Source organism: Nocardioides sp. DN36, assembly GCF_055380375.1.
Genome location: NZ_AP043823.1, coordinates 391,564 through 413,374, shown reverse-complemented (window position 1 = coordinate 413,374; position 21,811 = coordinate 391,564). Strand labels below are relative to the sequence as shown.

Genomic DNA, 21,811 nt, shown 5'->3' with positions numbered 1-21,811 from the left:
GATGACGGACGGGAGCACGCTGTCCACCACGGGTGAGGCGCCGGCCGGCGGCGAGAGCACCACCGAGAGGTGGTACGCGCTCCCCCCGGACGAGGTCACCCGGAAGCTCGGTGTCGACCCGGCCGTCGGCGTCTCCGCGGCCAGGGCCGCCGAGCTGCTGGAGACGGACGGGCCGAACGCACTTCCCGCCGAGGAGCCGCCGCCGGGGTGGAAGCTCTTCCTGGCCCAGTACCGCTCCTACATGCAGATCATCCTCGTCGGGGCGGCGATCGCCTCGATCCTGATCGGCGAGCTCGCCACGGGCGTCGCCGTGCTGCTGATCACGGCGCTCAACGCGCTGGGAGGCCTGCGCCAGCAGGGCAAGGCGGAGAGCGCCATGAACGCCCTGCAGTCGATGCTCAAGACCTCCGCGCGCGTCCGTCGGGACGGGACCGAGGTCAAGGTCGACGCCGACCAGGTGGTCGTGGGCGACGTCGTCCTGCTCACGGCAGGTGACGACGTCTGCGCGGACGGCCGACTCCTGGAGGCAACCTCCCTGCAGATCGACGAGTCCGCGCTGACCGGCGAGAGCGTCCCCGCCTCGAAGAGCACCGAGGTGATCACCGACCCGGACCCGGTGCTCGGAGACCAGTCGAACATGGCCTTCATGAACACCCCGGTGACGCACGGCAGCGGCGTCATGGTCGTCACCGGGACGGGCGCCGACACCGCCGTCGGCACCATCTCCGGGATGCTCAAGTCGGCGCCCAACCTCAAGACGCCGCTCACCAGGCAGCTGGACACCCTGACGTTGTGGATCGCCGCGGCCGCCGGGCTGACCATCGCGATCATGTTCGCCCTCGGGATCGCCCGCGGGGACTCGACCGAGGACATCTTCACGACGGCCATCGCCCTCGCGCTGGCAGCGGTGCCCATGGCCATGCCGACCGTGCTGCAGGTGATCCTGTCCAGCGGGTCCAGGGACCTCGCTGACCACGGTGCGGTCGTGAAGAGCCTCGACTCGGTGGAGACGCTGGGCTCGACCTCGGCCATCAACTCGGACAAGACCGGCACGCTGACCATGAACCAGGTCACGGTCGTCGAGGTGATCGACCCGACCGACCGGTACAAGATCACGGGAACGGGCTACGGGCTCGACGGCGAGGTCAAGCACACCGCCGGCAACACCAACACGATCGAGGCGGCGATCCTGCCGTTCGTGATCACCAACGACGCCACGCTCGTCGACGGCAAGGTCGTGGGCGACCCCACCGAGGGAGCGCTCCTGGTCCTCGGCCACAAGGTGAAGCTCGACATCGACGGCACCCAGGAGGCCTACCCCCGGCTCGCCACCCTGCCGTTCGACCCCACCTACAAGCTGATGGCCGCCTTCTGCGACGCCAGGGACGAGGCCGGCGACCGCGTCGTACGGGTCTTCGTCAAGGGGGCCGCGCCCGCGGTGATCGGGCGGGCCACCTCGGCCCTGGCCAGGGGCGGGAGCGTCCCCTGGGACGAGGAGCTGAACCAGCGCGCCGACCGGGAGATGGCGCGGCTCGGCAGCGACGGGCTGCGGATCATGGCCGCGGCGACCAAGGACATCGACCCCGCGGGCTTCGACCCCGAGGGGGACCTGCTGTCCCTGGTCCAGGGCCTGCAGCTGACCGCGCTGGTCGGGATGATCGACCCACCCCGACAGGAGTCCCTGGACGCGGTCCGATCTGCCCAGGAGGCCAACATCCGGGTGCGCATGGTGACCGGGGACGACGTGGTCACCGGTGCGGCGGTCGCCAAACAGCTGGGCATCCCCGGGGAAGCAATCCTCGGCACCGACCTGGCGGCGATGTCCGACGAGGAGCGCCTCGCCCGCATCGACGACATCGGCGTGGTCGGGCGCGTGGCACCTGAGCACAAGGTGCTGATGGTCGAGACCCTCCGCAAGAAGGACGAGGTCGTGGCCATGACCGGCGACGGGGTGAACGACGCCCCCGCGATCAAGGCCGCGGACATCGGCATCGCGATGGGCAGCGGCACCCAGGTCGCGAAGAACGCCGGTCGCATGATCCTGACCGACGACAACTTCGCGACGATCGTGCGGGCCGTCTCCGAGGGGCGCAAGCTCTACGACAACATGCTGAAGTACATCCGCTTCATGCTCGTCGCCCTGGTGACCTACGTGGTGACCTTCCTGCTGGCGAGCCTCCTCGACATCGCCGGCGGGCAGCCGTTCTCCGCGGTCCAGATCCTGTGGATCAACTTCCTGATCACCGCTCCGGTCGGCATCGCGCTGGGCCTGGACAAGGAGACCCCGGGCCTCATGAGACGCCGGCCGCGACCGCGCGAGGCATCGATCATGAGCCCGGCCGTCCTGACGACCGTGGGCCTCACCGGCCTGTTCATGTCACTCGCCATCGACCTGGTGATCGTCGCCGCGAAGAGCCACTACGACAGCACCGTGGTCGCCAGCACCATGGGCCTGGTCGCCTTCTCGCTGATGCTCGTGGTCGCGGCCTTCGAGACCCGCGACGAGAAGGCGACGGCCCTCGCCGTGGAGACGTTCGACAACAAGACGCTCAACATCACCGCTGCGGTCGAGGTCGCCCTCGCGATCCTGATCGCCCGCGGGGGCGTGCTGTCGTCCCTGCTCGGCGCTGCGGACCTCACCAGCAGGCAGTGGCTGCTCGGGGCCCTGCCCGCGGTGGTGCTGTTCCTCGCCTGGGAGGCGGGGAAGGCGCTGGCCCGCCGCCGCACGAGCAGCGCCCCCGAGCCGATGCGCGCGGACGCCCTGCCCGAGGCGGCCGCTGCATGACCGCTCGACATTCCCCATGACGACAGGCCGACGGCTCCGGTGTGCCGCGTTCAGTCGGGATCGAGCACCGGCTCCGACGTCTCGGCGTGCGGGTGCGACGGCCGGACCCGCAGCAGCCGGGCGACGCGGTCCGGCAGGTACCAGTTCCACCGCCCGAAGAGCGAGACCAGCGACGGCACCAGCAGCGACCGGACCACGGTCGCGTCGAGGAGGATGCCGAAGCCCAGCGCGGTCGCCATCACCTTCAGGTCCGTGCCGGGGCCGGACGCCAGCGCCGCGAACGCCAGGAAGAGGATCAGCGCCGCACTGGTGACCAGCCGACCGGTGCGGCCGATCCCCTCGACGACCGCGTCGTCGGTCGACCGGCCGTCGTCGTACTCCTCACGGATCCGGGCCAGGATGAAGACCTCGTAGTCCATCGACAGGCCGAACAGGAACGCGAAGACCATCAGCGGGACCCAGAAGGTGACGGCGCCGGTCGCGGGGATCCCGAACAGCGCGTCGGACCCGTGCCCCTCCTGCCAGAAGAGCACCATCGCGCCGTACACCGCGGTGAGCGAGACCAGGTTGAGCACCACGGCCTTGAGCGGCAGCAGCAGCGACCGGAACGCACGCGCCAGGAGCACGAACGTGAGCAGGGCGATGATGGTGAGCATCGCCGGGAAGTTCCCGTAGACCGCGTGCAGGAAGTCGACCTGGGCGGTGCCGAGCCCGGCGACGCCGATCACGCCGGGCGTCTGGTCCGCGACGTCCTTGACCCGGTTGACGACGTCGACGCTGCGGGAGTTGACGGTCTCGGCGTCCGGGACGAGCACCACGACGGTCCGGCCGTCCGCCGAGCTCGAGGCCCCGGTCGAGACCAGCGCGGCCTCCACACCCTCGACCTGGCCGAGCCGGTCGGCGACGTCCTGCGCCCGGTCGCTCTCGGCGAGGACCTCGATGGGCGTCAGCGCTCCCGTCGTGACGCCACCCCGCTCGAGCCGGTGCAGGGCCGTGACGGCCGGTCCGCTCTGCGCGAGCGAGTCCGAGGAGGCGGCGCCGATCTTGATGCCGAGGAAGGCGGCGATGAGCAGGCCGAGGACCAGGGAGGCAACGACGACGGCGGCCACCCGGTGGCGTACGACGAGCCGCGCCCAGCGGGTCCACCCGGGGCTGGCACTGCTCTCGTGACGGATCTTGGGCCAGTCCACCCGCGGGCCGATGCCACCCAGGATCGCCGGCGTGAGCGAGAGCGTGACCGCCACGCTGGCGACCGGGATCAGCGCGCCGCCGTACCCGATGCTGCGCATGAACGGCACCGGCAGCACGACCAGCGCCAGCAGGCCGATCGCGACCGTGATGCCGCTGAAGAGGACCGCATGGCCGGCGGTCTCCATCGCCGCCACGACCGCCTCGTGGTTCTCCTTGCCGTGGTCGCGCTCCTCGCGCCACCGGGTGACGAGGAGCAGCGAGTAGTCGATGGCGACGCCGAGGCCGACCAGCGCCACCAGGAACTGCACGATGAACGAGACGTCGGTCAGGTAGGTCAGCGGGTAGAGCATCAGGAACGTCGCCAGGATCGACACCGCCGCGACGGCCAGCGGCAGCAGAGCCAGCGCCGAGGCGAAGACGAAGAGGAGCACGATCAGGGCGCCGGCTGCGCCGAGCAGCGTCTCGGCGAGCACGCCCGGGCCGCCGGTCTCGTCGCCCACCGCGAGCGCGTCCATCCCGGTGACGCCCACCACGGCCCCGTCCGGCGCCGCGCCCTTCACGGCGGTCCGGATCGCCTCGGTGGGCAGTGCCTGGTCGAAGGTCTGCGGGAACGGGTAGAACACCATGGCGTACGCCGTGCGGTCGTCATCGGTGCGGAACGCGCGGTCCCCCGTGTTGGCCTCGTCGATCACCCGCACGTCCGGCACACCCTGCTGGACGGCCTCGAACGCCTGCGCCACCTCGTCCTCGTGGCCGGTGATCGTCTGGCCGGGCGGCATCGTCACCGTCGCCAGCATCGGCGTCGTGTTCCCGCCGTTGTGGACGGCCGCGACGATCTGCTCGGTCGCCGCGGTGCCGGGCTGGCCCGGGAGCGAGAAGTCGACGGTCAGCCTGTCGCTCGTCCTGCTCGCCGCCATGGCACCCGCCACGAGCACGCACAGCCAGAACACCACCACCCATCGGCGGTGCCGCAGCACGACCTCGGCCCAGCTCCCCATCAGCGGCTCCCTCCTGACGGTGGCCCCCCGACGACGCTAACCGCCGGGCGCCGATCACGCGTCCTGCAGGTCAGGGATCTTCGACGGTCGTCAACGGGCGGCGGGCTCGAACAGCTCGACCGGGTTGCCGGACGGGTCCTCCACCAGGACCTGCCGCCCGCCCCGCCCGGACACGACCTCGCCGCGGAAGCCGACGCCCGCCGCAGCCAGGCGCGCCACCTCGACGTCCAGGTCGTCGACGGTAAGCTGGAAGCGGCACCAGCCGCCCGGTTGCGGGGACGTCCCGTCGGGCTGCGAGGCCCCGGCCCCTCCGGCTCCGGGCTGGTTCAGGAAGAGCCTGAGCCCGTCGCGACGCAGTGCCACGAATCCCGGCCCCGGCCCCATCTCGACCTCGAAGCCCAGGTCGCGGCAGTAGAACTCCGTCGCCACGTCCACGTCATCCACGATGTAGCGCACCGCGAAGGCCGACATCGCTCCTCCTCTCCCCGGCGGTCCGAGTGCGATTTACGCTACGCTCGTGTAGCGAAGTGTCAAGACCCGCGGCATGCCCGGCGACCGCCCGGCCGACGCACGAGCGGTACGACGGCAGGAGGTGGCGGCGACATGGACACCCGCGTGCAGCGCACCAGGGAGCGGGTGCACCGGGCAGCGCTCCACCAGCTGGCCGAGCACGGCTTCGCCGGACTGACGATCGACGCGGTCGCCCGTCGCGCGGGCGTGGCCCGCACGACGGTCTACCGCCACTGGGACTCCCCCGTGGCCATCGCGGTCGACGCGATGGACAGCCTGAACCGCCAGCCCGCACCGGCGGCTCCCCAGGAGCCGCCGGCTGCCCGGGTCGCCACGCTGCTGCACCACCTGGCCGACGCGCTGGCCGACCCGGTGCTCGGCGGGTGCCTCAGCGCCCTCGTCGACGCGGCGCGGCGGGACCCGGCCCTGCGGGCCCTGCTGGCGGACTACTCCACTCGGCGGGGTGGAGCACTGACCTCAGCGGTTGCCGCCGGGGTCGCCGACGGCAGCTTCGCCCAGGTCGATCCGGAGGTGGCCGCGCACGTCCTCGCCGGCGCGATCTTCTACCGCGCCCTGCTGATGCCCGGGGCGCCGACGTCGACCGGCATCGAGCCGCTCATCCAGACGGTCCTGACACCCCGTCGCCGCGAGCCCCGGTGGGCGAGCCTGCGGTCGGACCCTGGGCAGGCGGACCTCTGACCCTGCCCCCGCCCACCTCCAGCGCTCACGCTGGGACCGTGTGGAGGGATCGTGGGTCGGGTGGAGCGGCATCGCGTGGTCGCGCCGCCCGGCTCCCTCCGCGCTGGTTCGTGGTGGCCTTCTGGCACGTCCACCGCACGCTGGTGCGCGCGAGCGGCGGCCGGTGGGGGCTGTGGCGACCGAAGCCGGGCGGATGGGGGACGCTGCGGCTCACCACGACGGGCCGTCGCACGGGGAGGAGACGCGAGGTCGTCGTCGGCTACTTCGAGGACGGTCCCAACCTGGTCACGATGGCGATGAACGGGTGGGGTCCAGCCGAGCCCGCGTGGTGGCTGAACCTGCAGGACCATCCCGACACGATCGCCCAGACCCGGGACGGCGTACGACCGGTCCACGCGCGCCGCGCCCGCGGCCAGGAGCGTGAGCGGCTGTGGGCCCGCTGGGCCGCGATCGACGACGACCTCGAGGCCTACGCCGCGCGGCGTCCGAACGAGACCGCCGTGGTGGTCCTCGAGCCACGTGACAGGTGATGGGCCGCTGCGGCCGGCGCTACCAGCCGGGAGAGCCGCCCGCGTAGAAGCCCACCCACAGCGCCGACACGGCGACGACCGCGCCGACGAGCATGCCCACGCCGAACCGGTGCCACTCCGGGACCGCCCACACCATGCACGCGACCAGGGCGGCGGCGATGCCGCCCACCGCGATCCCGAGCAGCAGGTCGTTGACCCAGGCGGCGAAGGCCAGCGTCCCGGCCACGGCCCCGGCCAGTACGCCGCCGGCCGGCCCCGCCGGCCGGCTCCCGACGATCCGTCGTGTCTGCGTCACGACTCGATCATGCCTCGGCGCGGAGCGTAGGGTCACCGCGTGAGCGATGACTGGCGGACGGAGACGGTCGAGCGGCTGCGGTCCCTGATCCTGGCGGCCGAGCCCGACATGGTCGAGGAGGCCAAGTGGCGCAAGGCCTCCAACCCTGACGGCGTCCCGACGTTCTCCTGCGCGGGCCTCGTCTGCACGGTCGAGACCTACAAGGACAAGGTGAAGCTCACCTTCGCCAAGGGGGCGTCCCTCGACGACCCGTCCGGTCTCTTCAACGCCAGCCTCGACGCGGGGACGCGCCGGGCCATCGACCTGCGCGAGGGCGACGTGCTCGACGAGGACGGCTTCGTGCGCCTGGTCCGGGAGGCCGTCGCGCACAACCGGGCCTAGGTCCGTCAGCAGAGCGGGGTTTCATGTGTGGCACCCAGTTCGCAGCTCGTCGACTGTCGTGGGTGCAGGGGCGCGGGGCAGTTGGTGCCAGGGCGCTCGTCGGTCAGGCGGCGGGCGGGCTGCAGAGGGACGAACTGCCTCCGCTCAGGCACACGGCCTCACGATGACCGACAGACTCCAGCCACGTCCACGTGATCGTCCTGTGCTCTGGTGACTGGTGACGGTCGCGGCGGCCAACCCCATCGCGATCTGCCACGCGAGCACCGACAATCCGACGAAGCAGACGATCGGGGGTCGCGCCACGAGGCGTACCGTCGAGCATGGACACATTCAGCAGATCCATCATCGCCTCAGTTGCTGCCGTGACTGCGCTGGCGGTCGTTCCCGGCGGCGGACCGGTTGTGGGCTCAGCAGCCGGAGACAGCTCGACGCTGACCAAGCGCCTGGTCGCTCGATCCACCGGGGAGCACGACGTCGGCAGGACATTCCTGGGGACCGACAAGGTGCGTTCCCGCTCCACCGGACGGGTCGTCGGGTTCGATTCCTTCACCGGGCGACTGTTCCCGGCCAAGGAGCGGGCCGTGGTCCAGGTCGCCGTCGCCCTCAAGGGCGGCGTCGTCGTCTTCCGCGCCTCGGTGACTGGCTCGAGCCTGCGGTTCGACGGCCCGATCCTTCGTGGAACGGGGAAGTACAGCGGCATCGAGGGCACCGTCACCGGGCGCGCGACCGAGGGGCAACGCACCTTCTACACGCTGCACTACCGGCTCTGACCGGGGCCGCCGTCGTGCCGGGCCTCGCGAGCGAGAAGCCCGATGAACTCGTCGGCCATCTCCAGCTGCCGCACGAGCTTGTGCCGGCGGACGCCGGCCTCGGCCTGGACGGCCCCGAGTCGTTCGCGAGCCTCGACCTCGTCGGCTCTCGACGTCTGCGGCTCGCGGAGCAGCTCGATGTCGGCCAGGACGGCCTTCATCTCGTTGAGCGTGAAGCCGAGCGGTTTCATGCGCCGGATGACGAGGATCTTCTCCGCCCGCATCCCCATGGCTGCCCTGGTCGCGGTCATGATCATGGTCTCGGTCGGCACCTTCGACTGGCACTCCGTCCGGCCCGGGACCCTGCGCCGGATGCCCAGGTCCGAGACCGCCGTCATGATCGCCACCATCGTGGTCACCGTGCTTTCCCACAACCTGGCCATCGGCGTGGTCGTGGGCGTGCTCGTCGCGACGACGCTCTTCACCCGTCGCGTCGCCCACCTCACCGACACCCACCGCCAGCTCGTCGAGGACGAGCACGGCGACGCCACCGCGGTCTACCGGGTCACCGGCGAGCTCTTCTTCGCTTCGTCCAACGACCTCTACACGCAGTTCGAGTACGTCGACGACCCTGACCGGGTCGTCATCGACCTGACCGACTCACACATCTCGGACGCCTCGACGGTCGCCGCCCTCGACGCGATCACCGGCAAGTACGCCCGCAAGGGCAAGACGGTCACCATCGTCGGCCTCAATGCCCCCAGCGCCGAGCGGCACGACCGCCTCACCGGACAGCTCACCGTCCACTGACGTCGGCTGTCCCGACCCGGGGACCCGACCGGGTCAGCGGGGCAGCCGGTCCGCCCGCAGGTCGACCAGCTCGGCCGACGCGGTCAGCCGCCATGCCTCGAAGGTGAGCTCCGCCAGCTCGTCGCGCTCCACGCCCTCCAGCCGGACCACGACCCAGCCGAAGGCGCCCGCGGTGAACTGGACCTCGAACGTCTCGGGGCGCTCCGCCACGAGCGCGAGCTGCTCGGCGAGCATCTGCTTGAGGCCGACCGTGCGCGTCGGCTCCCAGAGGTAGCCGAACGTCTGCCCGCTGACCGCGACCCGCCAGTAGCGGCCGTTGTCGGCCCGGGTCACCTCCGGGAGCTGGTCGGCCAGCTCGAAGAAGTCGGCGATGCCGCATCCGGTCACCGGGTCATCCTGACAGGGGCCCCCGACACCTCCGCCAGGGAGGAGACAGCAGCAGCCCGCCGGCACCTGCAGGTGCCGGCGGGCTGCTCCGGATGCGTCAGGCGAGGGTGGCGGCGTCGATGACGAACCGGTAGCGGACGTCGGAGGCGAGCACCCGCTCGTAGGCCTCGTTGACCTTGTCGGCGGCGATGACCTCGACCTCGGCGCCGATGTGGTGCTCGGCGCAGAAGTCGAGCATCTCCTGGGTCAGCGCGATGCCGCCGATCATGGAGCCGGCGAAGGACCGGCGGGCGCCGATCAGCGAGAACACGTTGACGCTGAGCGGCTCTGCGGGAGCGCCGACGTTGACCAGCGTGCCGTCGACGGCGAGCAGGCCGAGGTACGCGTCGAGGTCGATGCTGGCGCTGACCGTGTTCACGATCAGGTCGAAGCGGCCGGCGAGCTGCTCGAACGTGCCCGGGTCGGAGGTGGCGTGGTAGTGGTCGGCGCCGAGCCGCAGGCCGTCCTCCTGCTTCTTCAGCGACTGCGACAGCACGGTGACCTCGGCGCCGAGGGCGTGGGCGATCTTGACGGCCATGTGGCCGAGGCCGCCGAGCCCGACGACCGCGACCTGCTTCCCGGGGCCGGCACCCCAGTGGCGCAGCGGCGCGTAGGTGGTGATGCCGGCGCACAGCAGCGGTGCGGCTGCGGCCGCGTCGATGCCCTCGGGGACGGTCAGGACGTAGTCGGCGTCGACCACGACGTGGGTCGAGTAGCCGCCCTGGGTGGTGGTGCCGTCGCGGTCGGAGCCGGCGTACGTCGGGACCATGCCGTCCAGGCAGTACTGCTCGTCGCCGTTGCGGCAGTTGGTGCACTCGCCACACGAGTTGACCATGCAGCCCACGCCGACGCGGTCACCGACCTGGTGGCGGCTGACGTCGGCGCCCACCTCGGTGACGACGCCGACGATCTCGTGGCCCGGTACGACGGGGAACGGCTGCGGCCCCCAGTCGCCGTTGACGGTGTGGATGTCGGAGTGGCAGATGCCGGCGTACTGGATCTCGATCAGGACGTCGTTGGCGCCGACGTCACGACGCTCGATCGTGGTCGGGGCCAGCGGCTGGCCGGCGGCGGGTGCTGCGTATGCGTTGACGCGCATGCGGAGGTTGCTCCTTCTGGTGGTGCGGTCGGGGTCGGTGGTCAGCCGGGTTCAGCTGACGGGCGGTGCGGCGGCGTACTCCTCGTCGGTGACGGGGGTGAGCCAGTGGACGACGTCGTGATCGGCGTCGGCCTCGTTGATGGCCATGTGGACCATGAGCCGGTTCGGGGCGGCGCCGTGCCAGTGCTCCTCGTCGGCCTCGAACAGGACGCGGTCGCCGGGGCGGATCACCTCGACGGGTCCGCCGCGGCGCTGGCAGAGGCCGACGCCCTCGGTGACGAAGACGGTCTGGCTCAGCGGGTGGCGGTGCCAGTGGGTGCGGGCGCCGGGCATGAAGTGCACCAGGTTGGCCGTCATCCGGGAGGGCGGCGGGGCGGCGGCGACGGAGTCGATGTAGACGCCGCCGGTGAACCAGTCGCCCGGTCCCTTGACGGTGTCGATCGAGCTACGCGTGATCTGCATCGGTCTCCTTCTGGGTCTCGGGGGTGGGGATCTCCGTCGGTGCTGCCCAGGAGGCGAGCAGCCGGAGTCGTTCTGCGGACGGTGAGCCGGGCTCGGCGGTGTAGACGAGGAGCACGAGCCCGGGCTCGGCGGTGATGGCGAGCTCCTCGTAGGCGAGGACGAGCTCGCCGACGACGGGGTGGTGGAAGCGCTTGGTGCCGGCACCGTGGGTGCGGACGTCGTGGTCGGCCCACAGCCGCCGGAAGGTCTCGCTGCGGGTGGAGAGCTCGCCGACCAGGTCCTGGAGGCCGCGGTCGTGCGGGTCCCGACCGGCTTCGGCACGCATCACGCCGACGCACATCTCGGCGAACAGGTCCCAGTCGGGGTAGAAGTCGCGAGAGGTCGGGTCGAGGAACTGGAAGCGCGCGAGGTTGGGCATCCGGCCGCCGTCCCCGATCACGGGCGAGTAGAACGCGCGGCCCAGGGCGTTGGTGGCGAGCAGGTTCTGGTGCGGGTCCCGCACGAAGGCGACACCGTCGGTGATCGCCTCCAGCGCCCACTGCAGGCTCACCCTCGAGGCGGCCCTGCCCGGCGTACGACGCCGACGACGGCCCGAGGTCGGGACGCCGTCCGCGGCCCGGGCGAGGTCGAAGAGGTGGGCGCGCTCGGCCTCATCGAGCTGCAGTGCCCGGGCCAGCGCCTCCAGCACCCCCGAGGACGCCCCGGCGATCTGGCCCCGCTCGAGCCGGGCGTAGTACTCGACGCTCAGGCCGGCGAGGCCCGCGACCTCGCTGCGCCGCAGTCCGGGCACGCGTCGGCTCCCGGTGGTCGGCAGTCCGACCTGGTCCGGGGTGATGCGTGCACGGCGAGTGGTGAGGAACTCGCGTACTTCCTGGCGGTTGTCCACGGCTTCGAGACTAGGTGGCTCCGAGGCCCGACCGGAGCCACGAGGGATGCCCTGTCAGTACACCCATCGGCAGTGACTTCCAGCCGGATCGCCCAGTCGGTTGACTCGACGAGGCGCTCCCCCGCGTCCCTCCGTCCGTCGCCTCGTCCGAGAGGACCTGTCTCATGTCCGTCCGCACGACGACCGAGCCGCAGCCCGAACGGGCGCTGGGCGTGGTCCTCTGCCTGCTGACCGTCTTCGGCCCCATCTCGATGGACCTCTACCTGCCGGTCCTGCCCGCGCTGACGACCGACCTGGGCACGACCACGTCCGGCGCCCAGCTGACCGTGACCGCCTGCCTGCTGGGGCTGGCGTTCGGGCAGGTGGTCGCCGGTCCCGTGTCGGACCGGTTCGGGCGGCGCCGGCCGCTGCTGGTCGGGGTGACGGCGTACGTCGCCGCCTCGGCGCTGTGCGCGATCGCCCCTACGATCGAGACCCTCGTGGCCGCCCGCCTGGTCCAGGGGCTGGCCGGCGCGGTGGGCATCGTCATCGCCCAGGCCGCCGGTCGCGACCTCTTCACCGGCGCCCGCCTGCTGCGCTACTACGGCAGCCTCACGGTGCTGGCCGGGCTCGCCGCCATCGTCGGCCCCGTGGTCGGCGGCCAGCTGGCGAAGATCACCGACTGGCGCGGGACGTTCGTGTTCCTCGCCCTCCTCGGGGTGATCATCCTCGCGGCCGGCGCGGGGGCACTGCGCGAGACGCTGCCGCCCCAGCGTCGACACACGGGAGGACTCGCCGAGAGCCTCCGCGGCTTCCGCATGCTCCTCGCCGACCCGGTCTTCCTCGGCGCGACGCTCGTGACCGGCTTCGCCAACGCCGCAGTCTTCGCCTACCTCAGCGGCGCCACGTTCGTCCTGCAGGGCGGCTACGGGCTCTCCCCGCAGGGCTACTCCTTCGCGTTCGGGCTGAACTCCCTGGGGTTCATGGTGTGCGGGTTCGTCGCCGGCCGGACCTCCGCGCGCTGGTCCGCGCACCGGACCCTGGCCGTCGGCCTGGCGATGGTCGTGGCGGGGGCCACCGGCGTGCTCGCCACGGGCGCGCTCCACCTGCCGCTTCCCGCGATCGTGGTCTCCCTGCTCGTCATGGTCAGCGGGGTGGCCGTCACCACGCCCCCGTCCACGTCGCTGGCGCTGGAGCACCACGCCGACGCCGCCGGGACCGCCTCGTCCCTCCTGGGTCTGGCCCGTTTCGGCCTCGGAGCCGTCGCGGCGCCGCTGGTGGGCGTCGCCGGCTCTGCCACGGCCGCCTCCCTGGGCGCCGTCGCCCTGGCCGCTGCCGCCGGTGCCGTCGGCGGCCACGCCCTGACCCGCCGTCCGGCGCGCCGGGCGGATGGTCGGTCAGGCGACGTGACGCCGGCGGTAGTCCCGCGGTGACTCACCGTGGACCCGCTTGAAGGCTGCGCTGAGGGCGAACGCGTTCGCGTACCCGACACGCGAGGCGATCGCGGCGAGGGTCTGGTCGGTGCCCACGAGCAGGTCGGCGGCGAGCGCCAGTCGCCACCGGGTCAGGTAGGTGAGCGGCGGCTCGCCCATCCGCAGGGTGAAGCGCCGAGCCAGCGCCGCCCGCGACAGGCCGACCTGCGCGGCCAGCGACTCGACCGTCCACGGGTGCTCCGGGTGCTCCTCGATCGCACGCAGCGCGTGCTCGACCAGCGCGTCCGCCCGCCCCTCCGACGACTCGGCGAGGTGGCTGCGGGCACACCGCACCACGAGCAGGTCGACGAGCCGGTCGAGGACCGCCGCCTGCCCGGGCTCCTCCCCCACGACCTCTGCCGCGAAGAGGCCGATGAACCTCGGGTCGAGGTCGCGGATCACCAGCTCCTCCGGAAGCCGGGACAGCAGCAGGGAGCCGACCGAGGTCTCCTGCTCGTAGGTGCCGATCAGCATCACGGTCGCGTCCGCGGAGCGGCTGTTCCCCCAGGTCCGCACCCCGAGTGCCATCTCGTCCGCCAGGAGCCGGCCGTGCGGGTCGACGCAGACCTGGCCGGGCAGGATGCGGATGTCGGCGGCGGTCGAAGCCGAGTCGGCGAAGGTGTACGGAGCCGGGCCGCGGACCACGACCACGTCACCGACGCCGACCTCGGTGGCCCCACGGCGGCCCGTGAACGTCGCGCGTCCCCGGGCCATCACCACCACCGTCAGCGGCGCGCGGTCCTCGACGGTCAGCGACCAGGTGCCGTCGAAGACGGCCTTCAGGACGAAGGCGCGTTGGGCGCGCGGCCCGTCGACGAGGGCACTCACCACATCCATGGACAGACGTTTGCATATGTCCGTGAGCGTGACAAGCATTCTGATCGTCGTTCTCGACCACCACCATCGAGTCATGACCATTCTCATCACCGGCGGCACCGGCAAGACCGGCGGCCGCGTCGTACACCGCCTGACCACACGGGGCCTGCCCGTCCGCGCCGTCAACCGGCACAGCGAACCGCGGTTCGACTGGCACGACGAGTCGACCTGGGAGGGCGCCCTCACGGGTTGCACCTCCGCCTACCTCGCCTTCCAGCCCGACCTCGGGCTGCCGGGTGCCGATGCGATCATCGGCGCCTTCGCCCGACGCGCCGTCGACCTCGGCTGCACCCGCCTCGTGCTCCTGTCCGGGCGCGGCGAGGACGGCGCCCGTCGCGCCGAGGAGGCCTTCGTCGGGGCTGGCGCGAGCTGGACGATCCTGCGCTCCGCGTTCTTCTTCCAGAACTTCACCGAGTCGTTCTGGGCCGAGGAGATCGCCTCGGGGTCCCTCACCATGGTCGCGAGCGACGTCGGCGAGCCCTTCGTCGACGCCGACGACATCGCCGACGTCGCGGTCGCCACGCTCCTGGACCCGGCGCACGTCGGCCGCATCCACGAGCTGACCGGGCCGCGACTCATCACGTTCCAGGAGCTCACCGAGGAGATCAGCAGCGCGACCGGGCGGCACGTCACCCTGCGACAGCTCTCCGTGCAGGACTACGTCGCCGCCCTCGTCTCCGTCGGTCTCGACGAGGACGACGCCGCCGGGCTGGCCCACCTGTTCGCCGAGGTCCTCGACGGCCGCAACGCACGACTCGAGCCCGGCGTCGCGGACGTCCTCGGTCGGGAGCCCCGGGACTTCTCCACGTTCATCAGGGACGCGCTCGCCGGGACGGCCCGTCGTGGATAGCGTGCTGCTGGCCGGCGGGCGGGCCCTGAACGGCCTGCTCGCCGGCACCTACGTCGCGTTCGTCGTCGCCGTGATGCCGACCCTGCACGGCATGTCCGACGAGACGTTCGTGCGGGTGATGAACCGCATCAACGTCGTGATCGTGAACCCGTTGTTCCTGACCCTGCTGCTGGGGGCGCCGGCCCTGGCCGTGGCCCTGGCCGTCGCACGGCGGGACCCGCTGACGATCACCGCAGCAGTGGCGGCCGCGATCGCGCTCGTCATCACGATCGCCGCCAACGTGCCGCTCAACGACGCCCTGGCAGGCGGCGGATCCCGCGGGGACTTCGAGGTGCCCTGGGTCCTGTGGCACGACGTGCGTACGGCGGCCGCGGCGACGGCGTTCGTGCTGCTGTGCGTGCCGGCGAGGTGACCTCCTCCTCCGCAGCCGGCGGGCGACGGGCCTCGCACGCTCGAGGATTCCGAACGTCCAGGCCTGCTCGCATGCAGTAATGTCCGTTACACGGAGGTGCGTCGATGACCGTCGCTGAGCGAGTACGAGAAGGCCTGGGCCGGTGCAGCCCCGCGGAACGCCGGGTGGGCAGGGCCCTGCTCGCGGACTACCCCGCCGCCGGGCTCGACACCGTGGCCAGCCTCGCCGGGAAGGCCCAGACCAGTGGGCCGACGGTGCTGCGGTTCTCGGCGCGACTCGGCTTCGCGGGTTTCGCCGACATGCAGGAGGCGCTCCGCCGCGAGCTCGGGGAGCGTGAGACCTCACCCCTGACCGTCCTGATCAGCGAGCCCTCGGTGCACGAGGTGGACCCGGAGGCCTCCCCGGCGATGGTCGCGCTCGCCCGGGGGCGGCGTCTCCTGCCCGACATCACCCGGTCCACGCTCGACGCGCTCCCGCCCGACGAGCTGGAGACCGCCTGCTCCCTGCTGGCGAACACGAGGTTCCGGGTCATTGCCGAGGGTGGTCGATTCACCCGACTCCTGGCCGAGTACCTCGTCCTCCACCTGATGCAGGTCCGCGGCGACGCAACGGTCCTGCCCGTCCGGCCGGTCGAACGGACCGACGTGCTCATGGACGTCGGACGCCGCGACGTGGTGGTGCTGTTCGACTTCCGTCGCTACGAGGAGGCGACCCAGGAGCTGGCCGCGGCCTGCGTGGAAGCCGGCGCCCGGGTCATCCTCGTGACCGACCGGTGGCTCTCTCCCATCTCGTCCATCGCCCACGTCGTGCTGCCCGTCAGGGTCGAGGCGATCGCGGTCTACGACAGCCTCACCCCGGCGCTCGCCGTGGTCGAGCTGCTCGTCGCGGGCGTCATCGGCGCGGCGGGCGACCTGGCGGAACGGCGCCTGGCGCGCTTCGAGGACGTCTCCCACCGGCACGGGATCGTGTAGATCGTTTCGTTACGCATTCCCTTCTCGGCGTGTCGGATGTAACGTGTGTTCCAGAGCACTCATGGCCGTGAGTCGGTCACTTCCACACGAGGGAGCCTCGCGATGACCACTTCCACAATCCTGTCCACCGTCGGCCGCCGCACCCGCGTCCGCCGTCCGCTGGGTCTCGCCGGCGCCGCGCTGGTCGCCGCGTGCGCGCTCAGCGCGTGCGGCAGCGGGGCGGACGAGGGGGCCAGCGCGAGCGCCGCCGCCCGGGCCGGGGCGTCCAGCCTCGACATCCCCGAGGTCGGCACCGTCGAGATGGATCCCCACCTGGCCGACAAGCTGCCCCCCGAGGTCCGCTCGGCGAAGAAGGTCACCGTCGCGACGAACGCGCCGTACCCGCCCTTCGTCGACTTCCAGACCGAGGGCGACACCGACCACTTCGTCGGTCTCGACTACGACCTGCTGCAGGCCGTCGCCGCCCGTCTCGGTCTCGCCGCACCCTTCCAGCAGCAGCCCTTCGACGGTCTCGTGCCCGGCCTGCAGGCCGGCAAGTACGACGCCATCGTCGGCGGCATCACCGACAACAAGGAGCGCCAGGCGACCGCGACGTTCGTCGACTACACCGCCTCCGGGACCGGCATCCTGGTCAAGGACGGCAACCCCGAGGGGATCGCCGGCCTCGAGGACCTGTGTGGCCACGACGTGGCTGCCCAGAAGGCCTCGAAGCAGGTCAGCCTGCTCGCCTCGTTCAGCGACGCGAGCTGCGGCGCCTCTCCGATCGCCGTCACCGAGTACCCCCAGAACACCGACGCGGTCCAGGCGCTGATGGCGGGCAAGGCCGACGCCGTCGCCGCGACCAAGGTCAACCTCCTCGTCGATGCGGAGAAGCTCACGGGTCAGGCCGAGGTGGTCGATGACCCGGAGGCCCCCAACGGCTACGAGGCGTCCCCGAACGGGATCGGCTTCGACAAGTCCGATGCCGAGCTCGCTGCGGCGTTCCAGGCAGCGCTGCAGTCCCTGATCGACGACGGGACCTACGACAAGATCCTCGCCAAGCACGACCTGGACGGGATCGGGATCGACCGCGCCACCATCGACGCCGCTGTCGACTGACCGCCGACGCCCGAGGAGGCATCCGGATGTCCACCCAGCAAGACACCCGACCGACCGGTCCCCCGGAGGCCGCGGTCACCACTGACCTCGAAGCCGTGCCCCTGCGTCACTGGGGACGCTGGGTGGCGGCCGCCGTCGTCCTGGTCCTCGGCGGCTCGCTGCTGCTGTCCTTGGCCCGCAATCCCAATCTGCACTGGGACATCGTGGGCGACTACCTGTTCGCCGACTTCGTCCTCCGCGGCGTCGGCATCACGCTGGTGCTCACCGCGGTCGCGATGGCGATCGGCACGGCAGGCGGCGTCGTCGTTGCCGTGATGAGGCTGTCGGCGAACCCCGTGCTGCGCGTGACGGCCTGGCTCTTCGTGTGGTTCTTCCGCGGCACTCCGCTCTTGGTCCAGATCATCTTCTGGGGATTCCTCGCGGCTCTCTACGAGCGCATCCAGCTCGGTGTCCCGTTCACGGACTGGAACATCGTCGACCTCGACACCAACGCCGTGGTCGGACCGATGACCGCTGCGGTCCTGGCACTCAGCCTCAACGAGATCGCGTACGCCGCCGAGGTGGTGCGCGGTGGCATCGCCTCGATCGACGAGGGCCAACAGGATGCGGCCAGGGCGCTGGGCCTCACGGCCGGTCAGACGATGCGGACCATCACGCTTCCCCAAGCCATGCGGGTGATCGTGCCCCCGATGGGCAACGAGACCGTGACCATGCTCAAGTCCACCGCCCTGGTCTCCGTGATCGGGGGCAAGGACCTCCTCACCGCGGTGCAGAGCGTCTACGCACAGAACTTCCAGGTGATCCCGCTGCTCGTGGTGGCGGCGATCTGGTACCTGCTGATGACCAGCGTGCTGAGCCTCGGTCAGTACGCCCTCGAGCGGCGGTACGGCCGCGGCCACGGCACCCCCCACCGAGGTCTGGCAGCCCGTTGGCTCACGGGCGGAGAGGCACACTGATGACGAGCGCCAGCAATCACGACCAGCCCCGCTCCGCCTCAACCGCGGCCCCGATGGTGGAGGCCGTGGGGGTCCGCAAGTCGTTCGGCCGCACGGAGGTCCTGCGCGGCATCGACCTCACCGTCGATGCCGGCGACGTGACCTGCCTGATCGGCCCCTCCGGGTCCGGGAAGTCCACGTTCCTGCGGTGCATCAACCACCTGGAGAGCCTCGACGGCGGTCAGCTGCGCGTCAACGGCCACCTCGTCGGCTACCGCCAGCACGGCGGGCGGCTCCACGAGCTGCGCCCCAGGGAGGTCGCGGCCCAACGGCGCGACATCGGCATGGTCTTCCAGCGCTTCAACCTGTTTCCCCACCTCACCGCGACGCAGAACATCGCGCACGCCCCCGTGCTGGTGGGCGGCACCTCGCGCGCCCAGGCCCGGCGCACGGCCGGGGAGCTGCTGGAGCGCGTGGGACTGGCCGGCATGGGCGACCGCTACCCTGCCCAGCTCTCCGGCGGTCAGCAGCAGCGCGTCGCCATCGCCCGGGCACTCGCCCTGCGTCCCCCGCTGATGCTCTTCGACGAGCCGACCTCCGCACTCGACCCCGAGCTGGTGGGTGAGGTCCTGGAGGTCATGAAGGACCTGGCCGCCACCGGCATGACCATGGTGGTCGTGACCCACGAGATGGGGTTCGCGCGCGAGGTGGCCGACTCGGTCTACTTCATGGACGAGGGCGTGGTCGTCGAGCACGGCCCACCCGCTGCCGTCCTGGACGACCCGCAGCACCAGCGCACCCGGACCTTCCTCTCCAAGGTCCTCTGATGCCCGTCGCTCTGGACACGATCCGCGACCGGGTGGAGGGTCGGTACGACGCCTATCTGGACGCGCTGCGAGCGTTGGTCGCCATCGACTCCGGGTCCGGGGACGTCGAGGGCGTCGACCGCGTCGGCGACGTCGTGGCGGCCATGCTGGGCGGGGCAGGGTACGACGTGCAGCGGCCTCGTGGCGGGCCGGCGAACGCGAGTGCCGTGGTGGCGACCCGTCGGGGCGACGGCGGCGCCCGCCTGCTGCTGTGCGGCCACCTGGACACGGTCTTCCCCCGTGGCACCGCTCAGTCCCGCCCCTTCGCCGTCTCGGGAGACCGGGCCACCGGACCCGGGGTGAGCGACGACAAGGGCGGTCTCCTGGCCGGGGTCACCGCGCTCCAGGTCCTCGATGACCTGGGCTTCCGTGACTTCGGACAGGTGACCCTGGTGGCCACCCCGGACGAGGAGGTCGGGAGTCCGTCGTCCCGGCCCCTCCTCGAGGAGCTGGCCGCCTGCCACGACGCTGCCCTGTGCCTGGAGTGCGCGCGCGAGGACGGCCGGCTGGTCATCGCCCGCAAGGGGGTGGCCGACGCGGTGCTGGAGATCACGGGAAGGGCGGCCCACGCCGGTATCGAGCCGGAGCGAGGCGTCAACGCGGCCCTGGTCGCGGGGCAGCTGGCCCTCGACCTCGCGGCGCTCGACCGCAGCGGGCCCGACGTGACGGTCAACGTGGGGATCGTGTCGAGCGGTGATCGCGCGAACGTCGTCCCGGGCCACGGCCGCGTGGTCGCCGACGTACGCACCCGGCACACGAGCTCGTTCCGCCAGGTGGTCGAGGAGATCCACCGGATCGCCGAGCGCCCCTCGCTGCCCGGGGCCTCGATCAAGGTCCAGCTCGAGAACGTCGCGCCGCCCTGGGAGGCCGACCCTGCCTCACGTTCGCTCGCCGAGACCGCCGCGGAGGTGGCTGCGGACCTCGGCCTCGAGATCGGCTTCGCGCGGACCGGCGGATCGGCCGATGCGAACCTGCTGGCGGCTGCCGGCATTCCCGCGCTGGACGGACTCGGCCCGGTCGGGGGCGGTGACCACTCCCCCGAGGAGTGGCTCGACCTCGCCACCGTGACGCAGCGGATCACGCTGCTCACCGGTCTCGTGGCCAGGCTCGGCACACCCTCTCGCACCTGCTGAAGCGAGTTCGGACGCGTCCCGGGCTCACACCTCGGGGGCCTTCACCTCGGCGCCGTGCAGGGTGACCGCCCAGATGACGAGGATGTCGATGACGATCATGAGGGCCGACCAGAGCGGGTAGGCCGGCATGAAGGCGAGGTTCGCCACGGCACTCAGCATGGCCAGGACCACCGCGATGATCCGCGCCCACATCCGGCCGGCGAGCAGGCTCGTGCCGACCAGGATGGCCAGCACGCCCCACGCCAGGTGCACCCAGCCCCACGTGGTGTAGCTGACGTCGACGGCCAGGCCTCGGCTGCCGACGACGTACACCTCGTCGCGCAGGAGCGCGACGAGCCCCTCGATGCCGTGGAAGAGGCCGAGGAGGACGAGCATCACGCCGGCGAAGTTCACCCACGCCACCCAGGCGGACTGCTGGATCGTGTACTGCTGGTGCTGCCACTCCGGTGAACCGGGCGCGGCGAAGTTGCTGACCGTCTGGACGTCGGCCATGGACCGGGGGTCCAGCTGGTTGCTGCTCATGGTGACTCCTCGATGTCGGGGCTCGTGGGTCACCGTCGAGCGTCGTCGACTCTCCCCCGGGCCGCGTCATCCGAGAAGGATGATTTCGCGGTCCGCGGCCACTTTCACGTCGCGCGCTGGTCCCGAGCGCTTCGTCAGGGTCGAGGGAGGACCGTCAGGACCCGCTCGACATGGTCACGGAACTCCTGCATGAAGTCCGACAGGAAGGCCGCCGTCGACTCGTCGGTCACCTCGCCGTCGTCGGTGAACAGCCCCGGCCTGAAGGTGATGTAGGCCTCCGGCGCGGTCATCTGACGGGCGTTGCAGAAGCTCAGGACCGCGCGCAGGCTCTGCTGGCCCACCGCGGTGCCGATCTGTCCGGGCGAGGCCCCGATCACCGCCGCCGGCACGTGGTCGAAGGAGTTCTTCCCCCAGGGCCGTGAGGCCCAGTCGATGGCGTTCTTCAGGGCGCCCGGGATCGAGCGGTTGTACTCCGGGGTGACGAACAGGACGGCGTCCGAGCGGGCGATGGCGTCCTTGAGCGCCTGGGGCTCCGCGGGGTAGCTGTTGTCGAAGTCCGGGGAGTACAACGGGAGGTTGCCGATGGGGAGCTCGGTGAACTCCAGGTCCTTCGGCGCCAGCCGGATCAGGGCCCGGCTCAGGACCCGGTTGATCGACGTCGATGACAGGCTCCCGACGAAGTAGCCGACCTGGTACGCGGTCATGTCGTCCTCCTGGTGAACACGAGTGGGGTGGTCCGAGGCACGGGAGGGGTTCGTCTCCCACTCGCAGGCTCGCAGATCCAGTGCGTCGCCAACACCCCTCGGACGACGTGCCACGAGCGCACGGTGCCCCGGCCCGGGATTCCGGACCGGGGCAGCCTGCGCTGGGTCACCC

General features: G+C 71.5%; 25 protein-coding genes. 14 read left to right on the top strand and 11 right to left on the bottom strand.

What is annotated here, in order from left to right; genetic code table 11:
- Position 1: 1 nt before the first annotated feature.
- Entirely contained in the window at positions 2–2,785 is a 2,784-nt protein-coding gene (locus ACZ43H_RS02905) for a cation-translocating P-type ATPase (RefSeq protein WP_464587602.1), read from the top strand.
- A gap of 50 nt (positions 2,786–2,835) precedes the next feature.
- Here ACZ43H_RS02905 and ACZ43H_RS02900 read toward each other — a convergent pair whose 3' ends face one another.
- Complete coding sequence (locus ACZ43H_RS02900; RefSeq protein WP_464587600.1) at positions 2,836–4,974, bottom strand: MMPL family transporter; 2,139 nt, start codon at positions 4,972–4,974, stop codon at positions 2,836–2,838.
- A gap of 90 nt (positions 4,975–5,064) precedes the next feature.
- Positions 5,065–5,445 (bottom strand): VOC family protein, encoded by a 381-nt coding sequence (locus tag ACZ43H_RS02895; protein WP_464587598.1) that lies wholly within the window; start codon positions 5,443–5,445, stop codon positions 5,065–5,067.
- 132 nt (positions 5,446–5,577) lie between these two features.
- Between ACZ43H_RS02895 and ACZ43H_RS02890 the strand changes: the two genes are divergently transcribed.
- Together ACZ43H_RS02890 and ACZ43H_RS02885 are read left to right on the top strand one after the other, a co-directional pair.
- Entirely contained in the window at positions 5,578–6,183 is a 606-nt protein-coding gene (locus tag ACZ43H_RS02890) for a TetR/AcrR family transcriptional regulator (RefSeq protein WP_464587596.1), read from the top strand.
- A 38-nt stretch (positions 6,184–6,221) separates the two neighbouring features.
- Positions 6,222–6,713 (top strand): nitroreductase/quinone reductase family protein, encoded by a 492-nt coding sequence (locus tag ACZ43H_RS02885; RefSeq protein WP_464587594.1) that lies wholly within the window; start codon positions 6,222–6,224, stop codon positions 6,711–6,713.
- 19 nt (positions 6,714–6,732) lie between these two features.
- Here ACZ43H_RS02885 and ACZ43H_RS02880 read toward each other — a convergent pair whose 3' ends face one another.
- The gene (locus tag ACZ43H_RS02880; RefSeq protein WP_464587593.1) at positions 6,733–7,008 is read right to left on the bottom strand and encodes a hypothetical protein; all 276 of its coding nucleotides are present in this window, start codon (positions 7,006–7,008) and stop codon (positions 6,733–6,735) included.
- Between the two features lie 39 nt (positions 7,009–7,047).
- Here ACZ43H_RS02880 and ACZ43H_RS02875 point away from each other — a divergent pair, with 39 nt between their 5' ends.
- Positions 7,048–7,389, top strand: a complete 342-nt coding sequence (locus ACZ43H_RS02875; RefSeq protein WP_464587592.1) for a DUF1801 domain-containing protein — start codon at positions 7,048–7,050, stop codon at positions 7,387–7,389.
- 320 nt (positions 7,390–7,709) lie between these two features.
- Complete coding sequence (locus tag ACZ43H_RS02870; protein ID WP_464587590.1) at positions 7,710–8,159, top strand: hypothetical protein; 450 nt, start codon at positions 7,710–7,712, stop codon at positions 8,157–8,159.
- On the opposite strand, the gene ACZ43H_RS02865 is transcribed toward ACZ43H_RS02870, so the two are convergent.
- Entirely contained in the window at positions 8,147–8,389 is a 243-nt protein-coding gene (locus ACZ43H_RS02865; RefSeq protein ID WP_464587589.1) for a hypothetical protein, read from the bottom strand. The two genes, ACZ43H_RS02870 and ACZ43H_RS02865, sit on opposite strands and share 13 nt — an antisense overlap.
- 7 nt (positions 8,390–8,396) lie before the next feature.
- Here ACZ43H_RS02865 and ACZ43H_RS02860 point away from each other — a divergent pair, with 7 nt between their 5' ends.
- The gene (locus ACZ43H_RS02860; RefSeq protein ID WP_464587587.1) at positions 8,397–8,948 is read left to right on the top strand and encodes an STAS domain-containing protein; all 552 of its coding nucleotides are present in this window, start codon (positions 8,397–8,399) and stop codon (positions 8,946–8,948) included.
- 33 nt (positions 8,949–8,981) lie between these two features.
- Here ACZ43H_RS02860 and ACZ43H_RS02855 read toward each other — a convergent pair whose 3' ends face one another.
- The 4 genes from ACZ43H_RS02855 to ACZ43H_RS02840 form a co-directional block, all read right to left on the bottom strand.
- A complete protein-coding gene (locus tag ACZ43H_RS02855) occupies positions 8,982–9,335 on the bottom strand; it encodes an MmcQ/YjbR family DNA-binding protein (protein ID WP_464587585.1) in 354 nt (117 codons plus the stop codon).
- A 97-nt stretch (positions 9,336–9,432) separates the two neighbouring features.
- Positions 9,433–10,473, bottom strand: a complete 1,041-nt coding sequence (locus tag ACZ43H_RS02850) for an NAD(P)-dependent alcohol dehydrogenase (protein WP_464587583.1) — start codon at positions 10,471–10,473, stop codon at positions 9,433–9,435.
- A gap of 51 nt (positions 10,474–10,524) precedes the next feature.
- Positions 10,525–10,935, bottom strand: coding sequence for a (R)-mandelonitrile lyase (locus ACZ43H_RS02845; RefSeq protein WP_464587582.1), 411 nt, complete (start codon positions 10,933–10,935; stop codon positions 10,525–10,527).
- A complete protein-coding gene (locus tag ACZ43H_RS02840) occupies positions 10,919–11,821 on the bottom strand; it encodes a helix-turn-helix transcriptional regulator (protein ID WP_464587580.1) in 903 nt (300 codons plus the stop codon). Before ACZ43H_RS02840 ends, ACZ43H_RS02845 begins: the two co-directional genes overlap by 17 nt.
- A gap of 164 nt (positions 11,822–11,985) precedes the next feature.
- On the opposite strand from ACZ43H_RS02840, the gene ACZ43H_RS02835 reads away from it, so the two are divergent.
- Complete coding sequence (locus tag ACZ43H_RS02835; RefSeq protein ID WP_464587579.1) at positions 11,986–13,233, top strand: multidrug effflux MFS transporter; 1,248 nt, start codon at positions 11,986–11,988, stop codon at positions 13,231–13,233.
- On the opposite strand, the gene ACZ43H_RS02830 is transcribed toward ACZ43H_RS02835, so the two are convergent.
- Positions 13,198–14,109 (bottom strand): cupin domain-containing protein, encoded by a 912-nt coding sequence (locus tag ACZ43H_RS02830; protein WP_464587577.1) that lies wholly within the window; start codon positions 14,107–14,109, stop codon positions 13,198–13,200. The genes ACZ43H_RS02835 and ACZ43H_RS02830 overlap by 36 nt on opposite strands.
- 73 nt (positions 14,110–14,182) lie before the next feature.
- Between ACZ43H_RS02830 and ACZ43H_RS02825 the strand changes: the two genes are divergently transcribed.
- The 7 genes from ACZ43H_RS02825 to ACZ43H_RS02795 all read left to right on the top strand — a co-directional run bounded on the left by ACZ43H_RS02825 (position 14,183) and on the right by ACZ43H_RS02795 (position 20,413).
- Positions 14,183–14,998: a Rossmann-fold NAD(P)-binding domain-containing protein gene (locus ACZ43H_RS02825; RefSeq protein ID WP_464587576.1), complete on the top strand. Its 816-nt coding sequence runs from the start codon at positions 14,183–14,185 to the stop codon at positions 14,996–14,998.
- A complete protein-coding gene (locus tag ACZ43H_RS02820) occupies positions 14,991–15,410 on the top strand; it encodes an anthrone oxygenase family protein (RefSeq protein WP_464587575.1) in 420 nt (139 codons plus the stop codon). Before ACZ43H_RS02825 ends, ACZ43H_RS02820 begins: the two co-directional genes overlap by 8 nt.
- A gap of 104 nt (positions 15,411–15,514) precedes the next feature.
- Positions 15,515–16,381 (top strand): MurR/RpiR family transcriptional regulator, encoded by an 867-nt coding sequence (locus tag ACZ43H_RS02815; RefSeq protein ID WP_464587573.1) that lies wholly within the window; start codon positions 15,515–15,517, stop codon positions 16,379–16,381.
- A 102-nt stretch (positions 16,382–16,483) separates the two neighbouring features.
- Entirely contained in the window at positions 16,484–17,479 is a 996-nt protein-coding gene (locus tag ACZ43H_RS02810; protein WP_464587571.1) for a transporter substrate-binding domain-containing protein, read from the top strand.
- A 26-nt stretch (positions 17,480–17,505) separates the two neighbouring features.
- Positions 17,506–18,435, top strand: coding sequence for an amino acid ABC transporter permease (locus ACZ43H_RS02805; RefSeq protein ID WP_464587570.1), 930 nt, complete (start codon positions 17,506–17,508; stop codon positions 18,433–18,435).
- Entirely contained in the window at positions 18,435–19,241 is an 807-nt protein-coding gene (locus ACZ43H_RS02800) for an amino acid ABC transporter ATP-binding protein (protein ID WP_464587568.1), read from the top strand. Before ACZ43H_RS02805 ends, ACZ43H_RS02800 begins: the two co-directional genes overlap by 1 nt.
- Positions 19,241–20,413 (top strand): M20 family metallopeptidase, encoded by a 1,173-nt coding sequence (locus ACZ43H_RS02795; RefSeq protein WP_464587567.1) that lies wholly within the window; start codon positions 19,241–19,243, stop codon positions 20,411–20,413. Before ACZ43H_RS02800 ends, ACZ43H_RS02795 begins: the two co-directional genes overlap by 1 nt.
- A gap of 24 nt (positions 20,414–20,437) precedes the next feature.
- Here the strand turns inward: ACZ43H_RS02795 and ACZ43H_RS02790 are convergent, their stop codons facing one another.
- Positions 20,438–20,935: a DUF7144 family membrane protein gene (locus tag ACZ43H_RS02790; RefSeq protein WP_464587566.1), complete on the bottom strand. Its 498-nt coding sequence runs from the start codon at positions 20,933–20,935 to the stop codon at positions 20,438–20,440.
- Positions 20,936–21,069: 134 nt separating this feature from the next.
- On the bottom strand, positions 21,070–21,639 hold the full coding sequence (locus ACZ43H_RS02785) for an NADPH-dependent FMN reductase (protein ID WP_464587564.1): 570 nt from the start codon (positions 21,637–21,639) through the stop codon (positions 21,070–21,072).
- Positions 21,640–21,811 lie beyond the last annotated feature (172 nt).